This is a genomic window from Sphingomonas sp. TDK1, assembly GCF_001650735.1.
Lineage (GTDB): Bacteria > Pseudomonadota > Alphaproteobacteria > Sphingomonadales > Sphingomonadaceae > Sphingomonas.
On the sequence record NZ_LXVY01000004.1, the window covers coordinates 68972 to 88408 of the forward strand.

Sequence of the window (19437 nt, forward strand, 5' to 3'; positions counted from 1 at the left end):
TAGTTTGGGTATCACCGCGGCCCCAGGTCCGCCGGGATCGTCGCGCGGTACTGCGGCACCACCCGCGCCTTGCTCGCCTGCTCGTACGCATAGCCCGCACGCAGCAGCAGCCCGTCCGCATGGGCCGTGCCGAGGAACGACAGCCCCGCCGGCAGCCCGTTCACCAGCCCCATCGGCACGGTGAGGTGCGGATAGCCCGACACCGCCGGCAGCTCGCTCGCCGAGGGCCCCACGAACTGGTCGCCATGCGCCGGATCGCTCAGCCAGGGTGTGCCATAGGTGGGCGTCACCAGTATCTCCGCGCCCGCCGCCTTGAGCATCGCATCGATCCCCTCCGGCCCCGCCAGACGCTGCGACTTGGCGCGCGCCGCCTTGTAGTCGGGATCGTCGAGCCCCTTGGTCGCCTCGGCCTTCAGGAAGGTCTCCTGGCCGAAGAACACCATCTCCTCGCCCGCATGCGCCTTGTTGAAGGCAATCACATCGGCCAGCGTGCGGACCTTCACTGCCGCCGGCGTGGTGGCCAGATAGGCAGCGAGATCGGCCTTGAGCTCGGTGTAGAGTACCAGCCCCTCGGCCTCGCCCAGCCCATCCAGCTTGGGCATCGTTACCTCGACCAGCGTCGCGCCCGCCGCGCGCAGCTCGTCCAGCGCCTTGTCGAAGCGGGCGGCGAGATCGTCGGCCATCTCCGGCCGCCAATAGCCGATCCGCATGCCCTTCAGCGCATCGGCAGCGAGGCCTGCTGCGTACTCCTTGCGATACGCATTGGCGCCCTTGGTCGCCGGATCGGCGGGATCCTCGCCGACCATCGCCGAAAAGAGCAGCGCGACATCGGCCACGCTGCGCCCCATCGGCCCCGGCGTATCCTGGCTGTGGCTGATCGGCACGACACGGCTACGGCTGACCAGCCCCAAGGTCGGCTTGAGGCCGACCAGTCCGTTCATCGCCGAGGGACATACCACCGAGCCGTCAGTCTCGGTCCCCACTGCCACCGCCGCCAGACTCGCCGCCGCCGCCGCGCCCGAGCCGCTAGACGAGCCGCACGCCGTGCGATCCAGCGCATAGGGATTGCGCACCAGCCCGCCGACCGCGCTCCAGCCGCTCATCGAATGATCGGAACGGATGTTCGCCCATTCGCTGAGGTTGGTCTTGCCGACGATCACCGCGCCCGCCGCGCGGAGCCGTGCCACCAGCGGGGCGTCACGGCCGGTGCGGTTCTCCTTGAGCGCGAGGCTGCCGGCGGTGGTCGGCAGTTCCTTCGTCTCGATATTGTCCTTGATCAGCACCGGCACGCCGTCGAGCGGCCCCAGCGCCTTGCCCGCCTTGCGCCGCGCATCGCTGGCACGCGCCTGGGCGAGCGCATCGGGGCTCACAGCGATCACGGCGCGCAGCGTCGGGCCTTTCCGGTCCATCGCCGCGATGCGCGCGAGATAGGCGGCGGTCACCGCCGCGCTGCTGGTCTTGCCCGACGCGAGGTCGGCGGCGATCTTCGTCGCCGGCACTTCCTCCACCCGAACCTGCGCCACCGCCGGGCTCGCCGCGGCCAGCGCCACCATCGCCACACCCGAAGCCCGCATCGCATCCCCCTTTTGTCTGGTTCGCGGGCAGCCTAGCCTGTGCCGGACCGAGCGCAATCCTGCCCCAACGGACAATGGGCAAGATCGGTCGGGCGGCCCGAATCCCCGCCGCGTAGGAAGGCGGCGCCACGGAGGAAAAGATGCAGACGCCGCTCGCCCGCTATCACGCCCGGATGCAGCGCGTGCTCGACCATGTCGACACGCATGCCGAGGAGGATCTCGACCTGGCGACGCTGGCGGGTGTCGCGGCGTTTTCGAAGCATCATTTCCACCGCCAGTTCAGCGCGCTGTTCGGCGTGTCGGTGCATCGCTACGTCCAGCTCGTGCGGATGAAGCGGGCGTCCTATCGCCTCGCCTATCGGCCAGGCGAGGCCGTGACCGATATCGCGCTCGACGCCGGCTACGAAGCGCCCGAGGCGTTCGCCCGGGCCTTTCGACAGCGCTTCGGACAGGCGCCCTCGCAGTTTCGCGCGGCGCCGGACTGGCACCCCTGGCACGCGGCCCTCGCGCCGCTCACCCAAGCAAGGAGCCAGACGATGCAGACCCGCTTTGCCCTCGACGACGTGACGACGCTCGACTTCCCCGCTACCCCGGTGGCCTTCCTCACGCACCGGGGCGACCCCGCCCATCTCGGCGACACGATCCGCCGCTTCATCGCCTGGCGCAAGACGACCGGCCACCGTCCGCCGGCGAGCGCCACCTACACCATCTTCCACACCGATCCGCGCACCACGCCGCCCGAGGACTATCGCCTCGACCTGTGCGCCGGCGCGGCGCACCCGATGGCGGACCCTGTGCATGGCATCGAACCCGGCCTGATCCCCGCCGGCCGCTGCGCGATGCTGCGGGTGGTGGGTCATGCCGACGATCTCGAACCCGCCGCCCTGTTCCTCTACCGCGCATGGCTGCCGGAAAGCGGCGAGGAGCCCGGCGACTTCCCGCTCTTCGCCCGGCGCGTCGCCTTCTTTCCCGACGTGCCCGAGCATGAGTCGGTCACCGAGCTCTACCTGCCGCTGAAATAGCGCCCATGGTGCAGCGCGCGCCGCCGCGCCCACCAGCGGTGGTGGCAGCGGTGATTCATCCCCCAAAATTTATTTGCAGTTCCGCGTTCGTTCCCTTGCCTTTTTGGAAGGCAAGGGACGACCGCGCGTCGCGGCTTTTTCCCCGCTCGGGATGCGCCACGAGTCGAGTCAATTCAGCGATGAGCCGTTGCATTCCAGCTTCATTTGGGCTCTTGTGCCCGGACTCGGATTGGCACAATCTGTAGTGGTCGCACCAAGGGGCAAGCCCAAGCACTGGTAACCCAACGTTCGCATCCCCAAATGCGGCTTGGGTAGACTCGTGCCGGGCGCCGGGCCGATGGACACTTTTTGTTCTCGCGCAAACCCGGCTGGTGCTACGATCGCTACCGTGCCCCGAGTCGGTTGTTGCGTAATGCAGAAGACAGGGGTCCGAGTGATGGAATTCAGAGATAGTGAGACCAGCGTGAACGAGACCGCCACCATCGAAGCCGCCCCCGCCAGCAAGGCGCTCGACAGCAAGGCGATCGTGCCGCCGCCCTATCCGGTCGAGGTCGATCATGCGCGCGACGCGCTGCTCACCGATTTCGGCAAGGAGACGCTGAAGGACCGCTATCTGCTCCCCGGCGAAAGCTACCAGGACCTGTTCGTCCGCGTCGCCTCGGCCTATGCCGACGACCAGGCGCACGCCCAGCGCCTGTACGACTATATCTCCAAGCTGTGGTTCATGCCGGCCACCCCGGTGCTGTCGAACGGCGGCACGGGCCGCGGCCTGCCGATCAGCTGCTATCTGAACTCGGTGCCGGACAGCCTGGACGGCATCGTCCAGACCTGGAACGAGAATGTCTGGCTCGCGTCGCGCGGCGGCGGCATCGGCACCTATTGGGGCAGCGTGCGCGGCATCGGCGAGCCGGTGGGCCTCAACGGCAAGACCAGCGGCATCATCCCCTTCGTCCGCGTGATGGATTCGCTCACCCTCGCGATCTCGCAGGGCTCGCTGCGCCGCGGTTCGGCCGCCTGCTATCTCGACATCTCGCACCCCGAGATCGAGGAGTTCCTCGAGATCCGCAAGCCGTCGGGCGATTTCAACCGCAAGGCGCTCAACCTGCACCACGGCGTGCTGATCCCCGACGCTTTCATGGAAGCGGTGCGCGAAGGCGCCGAATGGCAGCTGAAGAGCCCGAAGGACGGCTCGGTCCGCTCGACCGTCGATGCGCGCGCGCTGTTCCAGAAGCTGGTCGAGACCCGCCTCGCCACCGGCGAGCCGTACATCGTGTTCTCGGACCACGTGAACTCGACCATGCCGAAGCATCACCGCGATCTGGGTCTCAAGGTCTCGACCTCGAACCTCTGCTCGGAAATCACGCTGCCGACGGGTCGCGACCATCTCGGCAATGATCGCACCGCGGTGTGCTGCCTCTCCTCGCTCAACCTGGAAACCTGGGACGAGTGGAACAAGGACAAGCGCTTCATCGAGGACGTGATGCGCTTCCTCGACAATGTGCTGACCGACTATATCGAGCGCGCGCCCGACGAGATGGCCCGTGCCCGCTATTCGGCGGCGCGCGAGCGCTCGGTCGGCCTCGGCGTGATGGGCTTCCACAGCTTCCTCCAGGCGCGCGGCATCCCGTTCGAAGGCGCGATGGCGAAGAGCTGGAACCTGCGCATCTTCAAGCATGTCAGCGCGCAGGTGAACGAAGCCTCGATGGCGCTGGCGGTCGAGCGCGGGCCCTGCCCCGACGCGGCCGACATGGGCGTGATGGAGCGCTTCAGCTGCAAGATGGCGATCGCGCCGACGGCGTCGATCTCGATCATCTGCGGCGGCACCAGCGCCTGCATCGAGCCGATCCCGGCCAATATCTACACCCACAAGACGCTCAGCGGCTCCTTCTCGGTGCGCAATCCGTATCTGGAGAAGCTGCTCAAGGAGAAGTCGAAGAATTCCGACGCGGTGTGGAATTCGATCCTCGAACAGGGCGGCTCGGTCCAGCACCTCGACTTCCTGACGCCGGAAGAGAAGGACACGTACAAGACCAGCTTCGAGATCGACCAGCGCTGGATCCTCGAACTGGCGGGCGATCGCGCGCCGTTCATCGACCAGGCGCAGTCGCTCAACCTGTTCATCCCGGCGGACGTGGAAAAGTGGGACCTGCTGATGCTCCACTTCCGTGCCTGGGAACTGGGCATCAAGTCGCTCTATTATCTGCGCTCCAAGTCGGTGCAGCGCGCCGGCTTCGCAGGCGGGGTCGAGGCCGACAACACGATCGAGAAGCCCAAGTTCGATCTGGGTGAATCGACCGATTACGACGAATGCCTGGCCTGCCAGTAAGCCGCCGCGGGCAGCGCCACGGCGCGGCTGCCTGAAGCTTCCACGCCCTTCCGGTCCACCGATCGGGAGGGCGTTTTTGCGTTCGCCACACAACCGCTTCCTATCTGGAGGAGCGCCTCGCCGAGATCGCAAATCCCTCCGCGCGTCGTGTCGTATCGGGGGACGCGGCGCGCCCCCCGATACGGTTCCTCACCGCAGAATGGGAGCCGACGCGGAGAGGAACTAGGCGGAAATCCTGCTGGCGCCCCTGCCGAGGGCAGCCGACGCCGCGCATTCGGGCGGCACGCCTTCATCACCGCAGACATGGGCGATCTTTCGCGTACCGCACCACAGTTCCCAGGACGCCTCGCCAAATTGCGCTGCCAGAAGAAGGGCTTCTGCGTCTTGCGAGGCATCGAGATCGTGACCGGCGCGAATGCCCCGGTTTCCGTCCAATGCATAAAAGCGATAATGCATAGCCGATCTCCCCGACTCGCTTTTAGCATGATCTACAAGGAAACGTTACCAGCTAATTTCCACGATTTGGCAGTCCCGCAAAGTTACGAAACAGCAACGGTTTATGTCCGACAGCAGCAGCTTGCAGCATCAATACCCGCAAGACTCCAGCGAACGCTTCACGGTCCAAAGATCATAGCAAGCCAAGTCATTTCGGATGGAATTGACCTGGACCTTCCAACCGACGCAGCGCCCTGATCTAGTAATTACGTCCGACAACGAGCTGCAGATCAACGTTTAGTTCAAGATGGAGCGGATACGGGGCGCCGACGCGCGGGGATGGCGGTGGCACTCGGTGGCCAGCGCGGTCTTCCGCCGCGCGCCCTCAACAGCGCACGTCCGCTTCCGCGCGTGAAGTAGCGCGCGCAGCCTGCGCGGCTGGCCAACGACGTGCGACCGGGTCAAAACGGAAACTCCGCAGCGAATACCATATCTGGGGGCAAGCCACGCCGCCCGGCCTCTACATATCGAATTATCCACAATCAAAGCGGCCATCGGCAGCGCTATTTTGGTAGCGCCCGCCGGGCGCTTCCGGTAAGGTGCAAAGCCGCGAAAGGGGCAGTGCCGCACGCGGCATATTGACAGACCAAGGATCGCCGAAAGCTTCTTATGCACGCATGTCTTGCCGCCTCCCGCGCTTCTGGCGCAGCTGCCGTTCCGGCAAGGGGCGAAGACGGTGTATGCGGCACCGTGCGTGCGGCGCGGCGACGGGGCGGGAGAGGCCGAAGCCTCCCCCGCGCAGCGCGTTCAGGCTTCTTCTTCGAAGATTTCGACCGCAACATCGGCATTGGCCGACAGGCGGACCTTGTCACCCTCGACTTCGGCGACAAGGCCGCCGGAGACATAGTGATGGTGCCCTTCGTGGCTGCCATGCGCGCCTTCGACCTGCGCGGCCGAATCCTTCTTGGTCAACTTGATGCGATCGCCCTCGACATGGTCGACGGTGCCGACATGGACGCCGTCGGCGCCGATGACTTCCATATGCTCCTTGATCGCGCTCAGATCTGCCATGGGTATTCTCCTGCTAGGGGTTCGCGCACCGAACGCACGCGCTCGCGAAACGATGCACGCTGCCCCAAGGGACGTCAGCCATACGCAGGGATAGCTGCATGAAGATCCGCGCCCTCTTCGCCTTCACCGCCCTCGCCCTGCTCGCCGCCTGCGCGCACCAGGTACCGGGCGCCGTGGCCCCCCAGGCGCCGGGCTTCCTGCTCGGGCTGTGGCACGGCTTCATCTTCCCCGTGGCCTGGGGGCTGTCGCTGATCTTCCCGGAGGTCGCTGTCTATGCGGTGCCGAACAATGGCGGCTGGTATGATTTCGGCTTCTTCATCGGCGTCGTGTTCCTGGGCGTCGGCGCGCAGGGTGGCCGCAAGGTCGTCTATCGCGAGCGGATCGTCGTGCGCGATGGGATGAAGACCGTCCGCGGACGGGTGATCGACCAATGACGCGCATGCTCACCCTTCAGGCCGGCCTCGGCATCGCTGCTGGCACGGCAGGACTGATCGTCCTCCTCCGCCCTTCGGCGGCGCGGGGGCTGCTGCGCGTCGAAGCCAGCGAGCCGGCGACCTATGCGCTGCGCATCGGCGGCATGATGCTGGTCGCGCTCGGCCTGTTCCTCACCGGCTTCGCGCTGGCCTTTGCAAGTGCGGGAGGGGTCGCATGACCCGGCCCGCCGCTATTCACCTTTTTCAAATCTAACGATTACCTGCCGGAGTACCCCCATGTCGCTTCTCGAAGCCCGCAAGACCTACAAGCCCTTCGAATATCCCTGGGCCTATGAATATTGGAAGCGCCAGCAGCAGGTCCACTGGCTGCCGGAAGAAGTGCCGCTGGGCGAGGATTGCCGCGACTGGGCGCAGAAGCTGACCGATCACGAGCGCAACCTGCTGACCCAGATCTTCCGCTTCTTCACCCAGGCCGACGTGGAAGTGCAGGACTGCTACCACGAGAAATACGGCCGCGTGTTCAAGCCGACCGAGATCAAGATGATGCTCACCGCCTTCTCCAACATGGAGACGGTGCACATCGCGGCGTATAGCCACCTGCTCGACACGATCGGCATGCCCGAGACCGAATACAGCGCCTTCCTCCAGTACAAGGAGATGAAGGACAAGCACGACTATCTGAGCACCTTCGGCGTCGATACCGACGAGGATATCGCCAAGACGCTGGCGATGTTCGGCGGCTTCACCGAGGGTCTGCAGCTGTTCGCCAGCTTCGCGATGCTGATGAACTTCCCGCGCTTCAACAAGATGAAGGGCATGGGCCAGATCGTCACCTGGTCGATCCGCGACGAGAGCCTGCACTGCGAGGGCATCATCAAGCTGTTCCACACCTTCTGCAAGGAACGGAACTGCATGACGCCGAGCGTGCGCGACGACATTCTGGACATGTGCCAGAAGACCGTACGCATCGAGGACGCGTTCATCGACCTGGTGTTCGAGATGGGCCCGGTGAACGGCATGACGCCCAAGGACATCAAGAAGTACGTCCGCTTCATCGCCGACTGGCGGCTGGGCCAGCTGGGCCTCAAGCCGATCTACATGATCGACGAGCATCCCCTGCCCTGGCTCGCACCGCTGCTCAACGGCGTCGAGCACGCCAACTTCTTCGAGACGCGCGCCACCGAATATTCGAAGGCGGCTACGCGCGGCCAGTGGAACGAGGTGTGGGACAGCTTCGACAAGCGCCGCCAGGCTAAGACCAGCACGATCGCCAACGAAGACGCGATCGAAGGCGACATGTTCGCCAAGGCGGGGATCGCGGCGGAGTAAGCTTTTCAATCGCCCTTCTCGCGTGCGGGAAGGGCGATTGCGAAACCCGCTTTATCCCAGCGCGGCGACGAACGCCCGCGCGTTGGCGCCGACCTGCTCGGCGCGCATCCCCACCTTGTAGAGCGCCGAGCCCAGGCCGAAGCCGGGTGCGCCCGCGGCGATCCAGGGCGCCATCGTATCCGGCGACACGCCGCCCACCGGCAGGATCCGCGCCTCGGTCAGCACCGCGCGCATCGCCTTGAGCACCGTCGGGCTCGCCGCCTCGGCCGGGAACAGCTTGAGCGCCGTCGCGCCGGCGTCGAGCGCGGCGAAGGCCTCGCTCGGGGTCAGGATGCCGGGCAGCGAGACGAGCCCCGCCGCCGCGCTCGCACGGATCACGTCGAGGTTCGCGTTGGGCGAGATGATCATCGTGCCGCCGGCGTCCGCCACGGCCTGTACCTGCTCCACCCGCAGCACCGTGCCCGCGCCGATGATCGCACGGCCGGCGAAGCGCCTGGCGAGGCGGGACACGCTTTCCAGCGGGTCCGGCGAGTTCAACGGCACTTCGATCAGCGTGAAGCCGGCAGCGACCAGCTCGTCACCGATCGCCTCCACCTCGTCAGGTCGCACGCCGCGCAGGATCGCGATCAGCGGGCAACGGGCGAAGGCGGCGTCGAATGCGGCAAGGTGGCTCATGCAATCTGCTCCGAAAGTGCGAGAATTCCCGCAAGGAAGGCATCCTGGCTGCTGGCGATGACCGCCTCGCGCCCATGCGCGCCGATCGCGGCGGCATAGAGGCCGCCCAGCATCGGGTCGGCCAGGATATGGACGGTGTCGTGCCCGGCATGCGCCAGCCGCGCGGCGACGTCACTGCCGATCAGCAGCCCGCTGGCGAAGGCCGCCGCGTCCGCATCGTCGCGCACCCCCAGCATCTTGGCGGCACGAATGCCGAACAGCGACGCGGCGAGATCGCGCTTGCGCCCCTCCTCCACGCCCGCATGGAAGGCGGGGCCGACATGCACCTCGCCGCCAAGCTGCGCCGCCAGCAGGCCGTGCTTGCGCAACGTGGCGAACAGCTCGCCGGTCATCGCGGTGGTGAAGTCGGCGATGCGGCCATCGGCCATCTCGACCCATTTGCAATGCGTGCCGGGCTGGACGAGCAGCGCATCGGCGGGCGCCAGGCCGGCATGCACCGCGCCGAGCAGTTGCACTTCCTCGCCGCGCATCACGTCCGGACGCCCGGTGACCATGGTCGAGACGCCCGGCACGATCGCGCTGCGTTCCTCGACCCAGAGAAGCCCGGCCGCCAGCTCGGCGATGCCGGCGGGCGCCGCCACATAGGGCGCCGGGGCCCAGCCGATATTGGCACCGACCATGCCTGCCATCAGCAGCGGCAGGTCGCCATGCCGGGCGCGGATGCCCGCTGCCTCGGCGACGAAATCCGTGACGGCGGTGACGCCCTTGTCATCGCGCTCGCTATGGATGACCGCACCATGTTCGATCAGAAAGACGCGACGGTTGGTCGTCCCCCAGTCCACCGCGAGGAAGGAACCCGAAAAGCGCTTCACCATGGCGGCATTCCTCTCAGCGATGCCATCCCGCAACGCCGCAACGGCAGAAAGAGGGTCCAGCAGGCGGCGCGGTTCATTTATAGGATATATCAGGGTTGTCCAGCGGCGTGGTTGCGCTAGTTTGTCCCCGCGCCAAGCACATGCACCGCCGCGGCAGGAACAGGAAACGCCACCGAGAATGTCCACGTCTCTATCGACTCCGTCCAGCGACGTACGCACGGGACTTGGACGCAACCTGACGTACGGCCTGCTCGACGCGCTGGGGCGCGCGATCGTCACCGGTCGCTATGAGCAACACCCATTCCCCACCGAGGCCGAGCTCGCCAAGCAGCATGGGGTGAGCCGATCGGTAACGCGTGAGGCGGTGAAGATGCTGACCGCCAAGGGGCTGCTTAGCGCGCGGCCGCGGCAAGGCACGGTGGTCCAGCCCGCCTCCTCCTGGAATCTGTTCGATACCGATGTGCTGCGCTGGCTGCTCGAACGGCAATTTTCGGTCGACCTGCTGCGCCAGTTCAGCCAGCTGCGCATCGCCATCGAACCGGAGGCCGCCGCGCTGGCTGCGCGGTTCGGCACGGAGGAGGACCGGCGCCAGATCGCCGCGGGCCTCGCCCGGATGGAGGCCGCCGAGCGCGGGCTGGACGACACGCTGGACGCCGACATCGCCTTCCACGTCGCGGTACTGCGCGCCTCGGGCAATCCCTTCTACGCCCAGTTCCGCGACATGGTGGCGACCGCACTGCGCACCTCGATCCGTTTCACCAATCGAATCAAAGGTCGCAGCGCGAGCGTCGCGGATCATGCCGCCGTTCACGATGCGATCGCCGCCGGCGACCCCGCCCGCGCCCGCAGGGCGATGCAGGCGCTGATCGGCGATGTCGTCGAACTGATCGACGCCGCCGAAGGCAACGAAACGGCCGCCTAGGGGATCAGGCGATCCGCGCGCAGCCGCGCGAACAGCGCGAAAAAGGCGTCGTCGGTAGGCTGATAGGCCGTGAAGCCGAGCCTTCGGCTCTTCGACATGTCGGTAACCACTTCGATCGGCCGCCCCAGATCGGCATCGGTATGCCAGGGCGAAGCAAGCCGTCCGAGCACCGGCTCCGCCAGCCCCTCTCGTTCGGCGATCTGCCGCCAAAGGCCGGCGTCGCCCGCCATCTGTGCCTCGAGCGGATGAACGGTGCCGTCAAACGGTGCCGGATCCAGACCGAACCAGCCGGCGATACGCCCCCACATCCATTGCCAGCGGAAAACGTCGCCATTCACGACGTTGAACGCCTGATCCCGCGCGGCGGGGGTTTCCGCTGCCCAGAGCAGATGGCGCGCGAGCTGGCCGGCATCGGTCATGTCGGTCAGGCCCGACCATTGGGCGGCGGATCCGGGGAACCGGAACGGACGGCCGGTCTCGCGGCAGAGCGTGGCATACACGGCAAGCGTCGTGCCCATGTTCATGGCGTTGCCCACGGCCTTGCCGATGACGGTGTGCGGGCGATGCACGCTCCAGGTGAAGCCGTCGCGCGCGGCAGCGGCGAACACTTCGTCTTCCTGCGCATAGTAGAAGTTGTCGACATCGAGCCGTCCCTGCTCCTCGCGGAACGGCGTTTGCGGCAGCACGCCCTTTCCATAGGCCTCAAACGGTCCGAGATAGTGCTTGAGGCCGGTCACCAAGGCGACGTGGCGGGGACCGCTTGGCGGTTGCAGCCCGTCCAGCAAGTTGCGCACCATCGCCGCGTTGACGCGAATATTTTCGGCCTCGCTGTCCTGCCGCAGCCAGGTGGTGAGGAACACCGCATCCGGCGACACATCGGCAAGTGCCCGTGCCGTCGCGGCGGCGTTCGTCAGATCCGCGGCGATCGGCGCCACGCCCGCTTGCGCCACAGGCCTGCGCGCCAGGCCGTGCACCGACCAGCCCTGCGCGACGAGAAGATCCGCGGTTGCGCTCCCGACGATGCCGCTGGCGCCTACCACCAATGCCGTCCTGGCCATTTCTGTCTCCATCTTGTGCTGGATCGGGAACTAGGCAGGCACCCGCGCCGCTTCTAGACGGCACCAAATCGGAACCTAGGCACCCAAAGGTACCCAGTCATGCGTCCAGGATCGGTTGAATCGGAATGGCGGGAGGATTGCGGGCCGCGTCGCGTGCTGGCGCTGTTCGCCACCAAATGGACCAGCATGGTGCTCCACACCCTGCACGCCCGGCATGAAGGTGCGGCCCGCAGCGGCGTACTGCTGCGCAGCCTGCCCGGCATCTCGAAAAAGATGCTTACCCAGACCCTGCGGGACATGGAGGAAGCGGGCTTGATCGACCGGATCGTGCAGAACGCCGTACCGCCCGCCGTGGAATATCGGCTCACATCCCTTGGCCGTCGCTTCGTGGAACCGGTCGAGCTGCTCTATGCCTGGGGGCGTGACAATGCCGATGCACTCGACCAGCTCGGGAGCAGGCCCAGCGCACGCCGTGCATGATCCGTTTCTTGTCGGCGTAGTGCACGGAGAGCTTCGTGCGGGATCGGCGTGAAATCCTCCGTGATGCGACTTGATGCCGAGCGTGCGCGGCCATAGGACGTGAATAAATCGTACAAAAAGGATGATGGATATGTCGGAGCGGATTCGCCTGGGCCTCGTCGGCATCGGCAAGATTGCACGTGACCAGCATTTGCCCGCGCTGGCTGAAAGCGACCGGTTCGACCTGGTCGCGACCGCGAGCCGCCACGCATCCGTCGAGGGAGTCGCGGCCCACAAGGACATCGAGTCGCTGATCGCCGCCGGGCACGGTCTGACCGCGGTCTCGCTCTGCACCCCTCCCGAAGGCCGCTATGACCAGGCACGGATAGCGATCGAGGCCGGGCTGAACGTCATGCTCGAAAAGCCGCCCGCCGCGACGCTGACCGAAATCGCCGATCTGGCCGAGCGGGCGCAGGCGAACGGCGTCACGTTGTTCACCACCTGGCATTCGCGGGAGGCGGCGGGCGTGCAGCCCGCCAAGGACTGGCTGGCCGACAAGCGGATCGAGGCAGTGCGGATCGCCTGGCGCGAGGACATCCGTCGCTGGCATCCGGGCCAGGAATGGATCCTTGCGGCGGGCGGCTTCGGCGTGTTCGACCCCGGAATCAACGCCCTGTCCATCGCGACCAAGATCCTGCCGGGCGCGCTGCTGCTCGATTCGGCCTGGATGGAAGTCCCCGAAGGACGCGCCTCGCCGCTTCGCGCAAAGCTGCACATGCGCAGCGCGGGTGCACCGGTGACCGCCGAGTTCGATTTCCTTCAGACGGGGCCCCAGACCTGGGACATCGAGATCGATACCGACGCGGGCATGCTGCGCCTTGCCATGGGGGGCAGCATCCTCCAATTGCCCGGAGAGGACGAGCAGAAGGCGCCGGACCGCGAATATGCGCGGCTCTACGCACGCTTCGCGGAGCTGGTGGCCGCGGGGAAAAGCGATGTCGACGTGCGTCCGCTCCAGCTGGTCGCGGATGCCTTCCTGGTAGGCGCGCGGGCGATCGGCGAGACGTTCGAATTCTGAGCGCGTCCGCCTGCATCTGCCTGCGGACGCAGCGGATGCAGGCAAGCCCTGGACGACATGTCGCAGTCGCTACGTCTTTCGACATATTTTGCGACAACTCTTTTATGGCACTGCGGAAACGTGGCATCTAATGCCGAGTTTGGCAGTGACCGGTGGTTCGGTATTCCTCGGGCCACCCCTAAGCGGGTTCTGAAATTTGAACGCTCCGACCAGCTATGGCCGTTCGGGCCTGATCGTCTTTGCATCGGCCCTGCTCCTCGCCTCGTGCAGCGGGGGCGATAGTGCGGGCAAGCAGGGCGGCCGCAAGGGCCCGTCGGGCCCGGCGCAGGTCGGCTATGTGGTGGTGCAGCCGAGCAGCGTTCCGGTTACCACGGAACTGGCCGGTCGCGTCACCGCATTCCAGTCCTCCGAGGTACGGCCGCAGGTGGCGGGCATCGTGCAACGCCGTTTCTTCCAGGAAGGCACGATCGTCCATCAGGGGCAGACGCTCTATCAGATCGATCCCAGCCTGTATCAGGCGAGCACCGCGCAGGCCCAGGCCAATCTGCAGAACGCGCAGGCCAATCTGGAGGCCGCGCGGATCAAGGCCGATCGCTACAAGCCGCTCGCGGCGATGCAGGCGGTGAGCCAGCAGGACTATACGGACGCCGTCGCCGCGTCGCGCCAGGCGGCCGCACAGGTGGCGCAGCAGCGCGCCGCGCTGCAGACCGCACGGATCAACCTGCGCTTCACCAAGGTCCCCGCTCCGATCACCGGCCGGATCGGCCGCAGCCTCGTCACCGAAGGCGCGCTGGTCACCACCAACCAGACCGATCCGATGACGACGATCCAGCGGCTGGATCCCATCTATGTCGACATCCAGCAGTCGAGCGCCGACATGCTGGCGCTGCGCAAGGCGCTGGCGAAGGACGGCATCACCCCTGCCAGCGCGGCCGTTCGGCTGAAGCTGGAAGACGGTAGCGATTACGAGATGGCCGGTACGGTCGAATTCTCCGAGGTGATGGTGAACGAAAGCACCGGCACCGTCACGCTGCGCGCCCGCTTCGCCAACCCCCAGAACATCCTGCTGCCAGGCATGTTCGTCCGCGCACTGTTCGCGCAGGCGATCGATACCCAGGCGTATCTCGTGCCGCAGGCAGGCGTGTCGCGTGATCCGAAGGGCAATGCGACCGTCTATGTCGTCGGGCCCGGCAACAAGGCTGTAGCGCGCACCGTCGTCGCCGATCGCACGGTCGGGCAGAACTGGGTGATCACCCAGGGGCTGGCGCCGGGCGACAAGGTGATCGTGCAGGGCACGGCGAACCTCAAGCCGGACATGGACATCAAGCCGGTGCCTGCCAACACGCCGCAAAAGATCGAGCCGCCCAAGAAGGGCCAGGGGCAAGGCGGCGCCCAGACGAAGGGCGGCAGCCAGGCCAAGGCGGGCTGAGCCCCCATGTCCCGCATCTTCATCGATCGGCCGATCTTTGCCTGGGTACTCGCCATCATCGTGATGCTGATGGGCCTGGGCGCGATCTTCTCGCTGCCCATCGCGCAATATCCGGACATCGCGCCCCCGCAGGTCAACATCCGCGCCACCTATCCCGGCGCCTCGGCGGAGACGGTGCAGAACAGCGTCACCCAGGTGATCGAGCAGCAGCTGAGCGGCATCGACGGGCTGCTCTATTTCAGCAGCTCGTCCACCTCGCGCGGCCAGGTGACGATCTCGGCGACCTTCGAGAAGGGGACCAACCCGGACATCGCCCAGGTGCAGGTGCAGAACAAGGTGCAGCAGGCGCTGTCCCGCCTGCCCCAGCAGGTGCAGCAGCAGGGCCTGACCGTCACCAAGTCGAACCCCGACTTCCTGATGATCGTCGGCGTCTATGACTCGACCGATCAGAAAACCAATCTTGACGTCTCGGACTGGCTCGCCTCCAACCTGCAGGATCCGCTGTCGCGGATCGAGGGTGTGGGTGACACCAACGTGTTCGGCGCCCCTTATGCGATGCGCATCTGGCTCAACCCCGCGCGGCTTTCGAGCTACGGGCTGATCCCGAACGACATCATCACCGCGATCCAGAACCAGAACACCGAAATCGCCGCGGGCGAACTGGGCGGCCAGCCCATGCCGCAAGAGCAGATGCTCAACGCCACGGTGACCTCGCAGTCACGGCTGCAGACCCCCGAACAGTTCGCCAACATCATCGTGAAGACCGATCCGACCGGTGCCGCGGTGAAGCTGCGCGACGTCGCCCGGGTCGAGCTTGGCTCGGACAATTACAACTCCTCCAGCCGCATCAACGGCCATCCGGGTGCCGGCCTCGCCATCTCGCTGTCCCCGGGTGCCGACGCACTCAAGACCGCCGACCTCGTCAAGCAGCAGGTCGAGGCGGCCTCGAAGGGCTTCCCGCCGGGCTTCAAATACGCCTACGCCAACGACACCACCGGCTTCATCAAGCTCTCGATCGAGGAAGTGGTGAAGACGCTGCTCGAGGCGATCGTGCTCGTCGTCATCGTGATGTTCGTCTTCCTGCAGAGCTGGCGCGCGACACTGGTGCCGGCGATCGCGGTGCCGGTGGTGCTGCTCGGCACCTTCGGCGTGTTCTACGCGCTCGGCTTCTCGATCAACACGCTCACGCTCTTCGGCCTCGTCCTCGCCATCGGCCTGCTCGTCGACGACGCGATCGTCGTCGTCGAGAATGTCGAGCGCCTGATGGAAGAGAATCCGGACATGACGCCGCGCGAGGCGACGATCCGCTCGATGGACGAGATCCAGGTGGCGCTGGTCGCGATCGCGCTGGTGCTGTCGGCGGTGTTCCTGCCGATGGCGTTCTTCGGCGGCTCGACCGGCGTGATCTATCGCCAGTTCTCGGTGACGATCGTCTCCGCCATGGTCCTGTCGGTGCTCGTCGCGCTGGTGCTGAGCCCCGCGCTCACGGCGACGCTGCTCAAGCAGAAGAGCCAGGAAAAGGACATCGAGGACACCTGGTTCGCCCGTAAATTCCCCTGGGTCGGGCGCGGCCTGACCACGGCCAAGACCACGTTCAACAACGGATTCGACCGCGGCGTCGAGCGCTACACAGCCTGGGTGCAGGCGGTGATCCACCGCAAGTGGATCTTCCTGCTGCTCTACGTCGCGGTGTGCGCCGTGCTGGTGCTGATGTTCGTCCGCCTGCCCACCGGCTTCCTTCCGACCGAGGACCAGGGCGCGGCCTCGCTCCAGATCCGCCTGCCCGCCGGCGCCACCATGTCGCGCACCCGCGAGGTGCAGCTGGCGGTGGAGAAGTATTTTCTCACCAAGGAAGCCAAGAACGTCTCGGTGATGTTCTCGGTCGCGGGCGGCGGTGGCGGCGGCGGCCCCGCCGGCCAGAATACCGGCCAGGGCTTCCTCAACTTCGCCGACTGGTCCGATCGCAAGGGCCAGGAAAACAGCGCGGACGGCATCGTCAACCGCGCATCCGCCGCCTTCCGCAACTTCCGCGACGCGCAAGTCTTCGCGCTGGTGCCGCCGGCGATCCGCGGCCTCGGCCAGTCGACCGGCTTCACCATGGAGCTGCTCAATTCCAGCGGCATGCCGCGCGAGCAATTCCTGGCGGCACGCGACAAGCTGCTCGCGGCCGCAATGGCCGATCCGGAACTCGCCGCCGTCCGCCTGACCGACCTGCCCGACGTGGCCACGCTCAAGGTCAACCTGGACCAGCAGAAGCTCGCCACGCTGGGCCTGTCCCAGGCCGATGTGAACTCGACGCTGTCGACCGCCTGGGGCGGCCGCTACGTCAACGACTTCATCGACCGCGGCCGCGTGAAGCGCGTTTATGTGCAGGGCGATGCCCCCTATCGCTCGGAGCCGAGCGACCTCGCGCAATGGTTCGTGCGCAGCAGCAACGGCCAGATGGCGCCGTTCACCTCCTTCGCCTCGACCAGCTGGGCGACCGCGCCGACCTCGATGGCGCGGTTCAACGGCGTCCAGTCGTTCGAGTTCAGCGGCCAGGCGGCGCCCGGCAAGAGCTCGGGCGAGGCGATGAAGCGCATCGCCGAACTCGCCGCGCAGATCCCCGGCACCAGCGTCGCCTGGGCGGGCCTGTCCTACCAGGAACGGCTCTCCTCGGGCCAGGCGCCGCTCCTGTACGGCGTGTCGCTGCTGGTCGTGTTCCTCTGCCTCGCCGCGCTCTACGAAAGCTGGTCGATCCCGATCGCGGTACTGCTGATCATTCCGCTGGGCCTGGTCGGCGCGATCTTCGCGGTGACGCTGCGGGGCTTGCAGAACGACGTCTATCTGCAGATCGGCCTGCTCACCACCATGGGTCTGGCTGCGAAGAACGCGATCCTCATGATCGAGTTTGCCGAACAAGCGGAGAAGCAGGGCAAGCGGGTGATCGAGGCAGCGCTGGACGCCGCACGGATCCGCCTCCGCCCGATCCTGATGACCAGCCTCGCCTTCATCTTCGGCGTGCTGCCACTTGCCATCTCCACCGGCGCCGGCGCCAACAGCCGGGTCGCGATCGGCACCTCGGTGATCGGCGGCATGCTGACCGCGACGATCCTCGCGATCTTCTACATCCCGCTGTTCTTCGTGCTCGTCCGCCGCGGCGTGCGCGACGGCCTGGCCGCGCTGCGCAACCGCCGCCATCGCAACACCCCGGAGGCCCAGGCATGAAGCGCGCGCTGACGCTCCTCACCACCGCCGCGCTCGCGGGTTGCTCGATGGCGCCCAAGGACGTGCGCCCCGCCGCGCCCGTGCCGCCGAGCTGGCCGGTCGGCGATTCCTATCTGCGGACGAGCGAGGCGACCCTGCCCGCGCTCCCCTGGCGCGAGGTGTTCCGTGACGCGCGGCTGCAGGCGCTGATCGAGCAGGCGCTCGTCAACAACCGCGACCTGCGCGTGGCAGCGGCCAACATCGCGGCGGCGCGCGCGCAGTATCGCATCCAGCGCGGCGCGCAGTTTCCCGAAGTGGATGCCAGCGCGGGCGTCACCGAGCGGCGAGGCAATGTGACCACCATCGGCAACGGCGCGAACGGAGGCAACACCGGCGGCACCGGTACAGGCGGCAATGTAGGCGGCGCGGGCGCGGGCGGCGGCGGCAACGGCCTGCGCACCAACTATTCGACTCAGATCGGTATCACCGGTTTCGAACTCGACCTGTTCGGTCGCCTCGCGTCCCTCACGCGGGTTCAGCAGAATACCTATTTCGCGACGGAGGCCGGCGCCCGCGCGACGCGGCTGACGCTGGTCGGCGACATCGCGACCGCATGGCTCAACTACGCCTCCGACGCGAGCCTCCTCGCCGTGGCCCAGCAGACGGCGAAGAGCGCGGAAGACAGCGTACGCCTCACCCGTGCCCGACTGGAAGGCGGCATAGCCCCCCGCACCGACCTCCGTCAGGCCGAGCAGACGCTTGCCACCGCCCAGAACGACGTCGCGCGCCAGACCACGGCGCTGGCGCAGGACGTGAACGCGCTGCGGTTGCTCGCCGGATCAGAGATCGACCCGGCGCTGCTTCCCGTCTCGATCGAGCAGGCGGCCGCGACCATCGCAGCAGTACCGGCGGGGCTGGATTCGGGTATCCTGCTGCGTCGCCCGGACGTTGTGCAGGCCGAATATCAACTGCGCGCCGCCAACGCGCAGATCGGTGCGGCACGCGCAGCGCTGTTCCCGCGGATCAGCCTGACGAGCGTCCTGGGTTTCGCCAGTACGGCGCTGTCCAGCCTGTTCAACGGCGACGCGTTCAATTGGCAGGCAGGCGGCAACGCGAGCTATGCGATCTTCCGTGGCGGCGCCGCGCGCGCCAGCGTGCAGCTGAGCGAGGCCCAGCAACAGGCTGCCGTCGCCAGCTACGAACGCGCGATCCAGACAGCCTTCCGGGACGTGGCCAACGCACTGGCGACCCGCGGGACGATCGACGCCCAGCTGCGTGCAACCCAGCTCCAGGCCGATGCGGCCGCAGACACATATCGGCTGAGCGAGGCACGGTATCGTGGCGGAATCGACACGTTCCTGCAGAGCCTGGTTTCGCAGCGCTCGCTATATTCGGCGCAGCAGCAGCTGGTGACGGTGCAGCTGACTGCGGCGACGAACCGGGTAAACCTTTACCGCGCGTTGGGTGGCGATTCGCAGCTGGATGTGACGCAGCAAGGCCCGCAGCCGGCAAATGGCGGCGGAACGACGGCGAATCCAGGCGGTTGACCGAACGCCCCTGCTTG

The 19437-nt window shown here is 66.7% G+C and carries 17 protein-coding genes; 11 read left to right on the forward strand and 6 right to left on the reverse strand.

What is annotated here, in order from left to right:
• Positions 1-11: 11 nt before the first annotated feature.
• Positions 12-1574, reverse strand: a complete 1563-nt coding sequence (locus A7X12_RS03910; protein WP_064310341.1) for an amidase — start codon at positions 1572-1574, stop codon at positions 12-14.
• Between the two features lie 140 nt (positions 1575-1714).
• Here A7X12_RS03910 and A7X12_RS03915 point away from each other — a divergent pair, with 140 nt between their 5' ends.
• Positions 1715-2596, forward strand: coding sequence for an AraC family transcriptional regulator (locus tag A7X12_RS03915; RefSeq protein ID WP_064310342.1), 882 nt, complete (start codon positions 1715-1717; stop codon positions 2594-2596).
• Positions 2597-3032: 436 nt separating this feature from the next.
• Positions 3033-4922 carry a ribonucleoside-diphosphate reductase subunit alpha gene (locus tag A7X12_RS03920; protein ID WP_064310343.1) on the forward strand — a complete coding sequence of 630 codons (1890 nt, stop codon included), beginning with the start codon at positions 3033-3035 and terminating at the stop codon, positions 4920-4922.
• A gap of 222 nt (positions 4923-5144) precedes the next feature.
• Here the strand turns inward: A7X12_RS03920 and A7X12_RS03925 are convergent, their stop codons facing one another.
• Positions 5145-5378: a hypothetical protein gene (locus A7X12_RS03925; RefSeq protein WP_064310344.1), complete on the reverse strand. Its 234-nt coding sequence runs from the start codon at positions 5376-5378 to the stop codon at positions 5145-5147.
• A 786-nt stretch (positions 5379-6164) separates the two neighbouring features.
• The gene (locus tag A7X12_RS03930; protein ID WP_064310345.1) at positions 6165-6428 is read right to left on the reverse strand and encodes a DUF2171 domain-containing protein; all 264 of its coding nucleotides are present in this window, start codon (positions 6426-6428) and stop codon (positions 6165-6167) included.
• A gap of 98 nt (positions 6429-6526) precedes the next feature.
• Here A7X12_RS03930 and A7X12_RS03935 point away from each other — a divergent pair, with 98 nt between their 5' ends.
• Genes A7X12_RS03935 through A7X12_RS03945 form a run of 3 tightly spaced genes read left to right on the forward strand, consistent with a single transcriptional unit; the run spans position 6527 to position 8191 of the window.
• Positions 6527-6862 (forward strand): hypothetical protein, encoded by a 336-nt coding sequence (locus A7X12_RS03935; protein WP_064310346.1) that lies wholly within the window; start codon positions 6527-6529, stop codon positions 6860-6862.
• Positions 6859-7080 (forward strand): hypothetical protein, encoded by a 222-nt coding sequence (locus A7X12_RS03940; protein ID WP_064310347.1) that lies wholly within the window; start codon positions 6859-6861, stop codon positions 7078-7080. Before A7X12_RS03935 ends, A7X12_RS03940 begins: the two co-directional genes overlap by 4 nt.
• A 58-nt stretch (positions 7081-7138) precedes the next feature.
• Entirely contained in the window at positions 7139-8191 is a 1053-nt protein-coding gene (locus A7X12_RS03945) for a ribonucleotide-diphosphate reductase subunit beta (RefSeq protein WP_064310348.1), read from the forward strand.
• A gap of 51 nt (positions 8192-8242) precedes the next feature.
• Here A7X12_RS03945 and A7X12_RS03950 read toward each other — a convergent pair whose 3' ends face one another.
• Complete coding sequence (locus tag A7X12_RS03950) at positions 8243-8866, reverse strand: 2-dehydro-3-deoxy-6-phosphogalactonate aldolase (RefSeq protein WP_064310349.1); 624 nt, start codon at positions 8864-8866, stop codon at positions 8243-8245.
• The gene (locus A7X12_RS03955; RefSeq protein WP_064310350.1) at positions 8863-9741 is read right to left on the reverse strand and encodes a 2-dehydro-3-deoxygalactonokinase; all 879 of its coding nucleotides are present in this window, start codon (positions 9739-9741) and stop codon (positions 8863-8865) included. The genes A7X12_RS03950 and A7X12_RS03955 overlap by 4 nt, the downstream gene beginning before the upstream one ends.
• Before the next feature lie 178 nt (positions 9742-9919).
• Between A7X12_RS03955 and A7X12_RS03960 the strand changes: the two genes are divergently transcribed.
• Positions 9920-10663, forward strand: coding sequence for a FadR/GntR family transcriptional regulator (locus A7X12_RS03960; protein ID WP_064310351.1), 744 nt, complete (start codon positions 9920-9922; stop codon positions 10661-10663).
• Here the strand turns inward: A7X12_RS03960 and A7X12_RS03965 are convergent.
• Positions 10660-11721 (reverse strand): SDR family oxidoreductase, encoded by a 1062-nt coding sequence (locus tag A7X12_RS03965; protein ID WP_064310352.1) that lies wholly within the window; start codon positions 11719-11721, stop codon positions 10660-10662. The two genes, A7X12_RS03960 and A7X12_RS03965, sit on opposite strands and share 4 nt — an antisense overlap.
• Before the next feature lie 99 nt (positions 11722-11820).
• On the opposite strand from A7X12_RS03965, the gene A7X12_RS03970 reads away from it, so the two are divergent.
• The 5 genes from A7X12_RS03970 (at position 11821) to A7X12_RS03990 (ending at position 19420) form a co-directional block, all read left to right on the forward strand.
• A complete protein-coding gene (locus A7X12_RS03970; protein ID WP_064310353.1) occupies positions 11821-12201 on the forward strand; it encodes a winged helix-turn-helix transcriptional regulator in 381 nt (126 codons plus the stop codon).
• Between the two features lie 130 nt (positions 12202-12331).
• Positions 12332-13258: a Gfo/Idh/MocA family protein gene (locus A7X12_RS03975; RefSeq protein WP_064310661.1), complete on the forward strand. Its 927-nt coding sequence runs from the start codon at positions 12332-12334 to the stop codon at positions 13256-13258.
• A 196-nt stretch (positions 13259-13454) separates the two neighbouring features.
• Positions 13455-14687: an efflux RND transporter periplasmic adaptor subunit gene (locus tag A7X12_RS03980; protein ID WP_064310354.1), complete on the forward strand. Its 1233-nt coding sequence runs from the start codon at positions 13455-13457 to the stop codon at positions 14685-14687.
• 6 nt (positions 14688-14693) lie between these two features.
• The gene (locus tag A7X12_RS03985) at positions 14694-17894 is read left to right on the forward strand and encodes an efflux RND transporter permease subunit (RefSeq protein WP_064310355.1); all 3201 of its coding nucleotides are present in this window, start codon (positions 14694-14696) and stop codon (positions 17892-17894) included.
• Positions 17891-19420, forward strand: a complete 1530-nt coding sequence (locus A7X12_RS03990; RefSeq protein WP_064310356.1) for an efflux transporter outer membrane subunit — start codon at positions 17891-17893, stop codon at positions 19418-19420. The genes A7X12_RS03985 and A7X12_RS03990 overlap by 4 nt, the downstream gene beginning before the upstream one ends.
• Positions 19421-19437 lie beyond the last annotated feature (17 nt).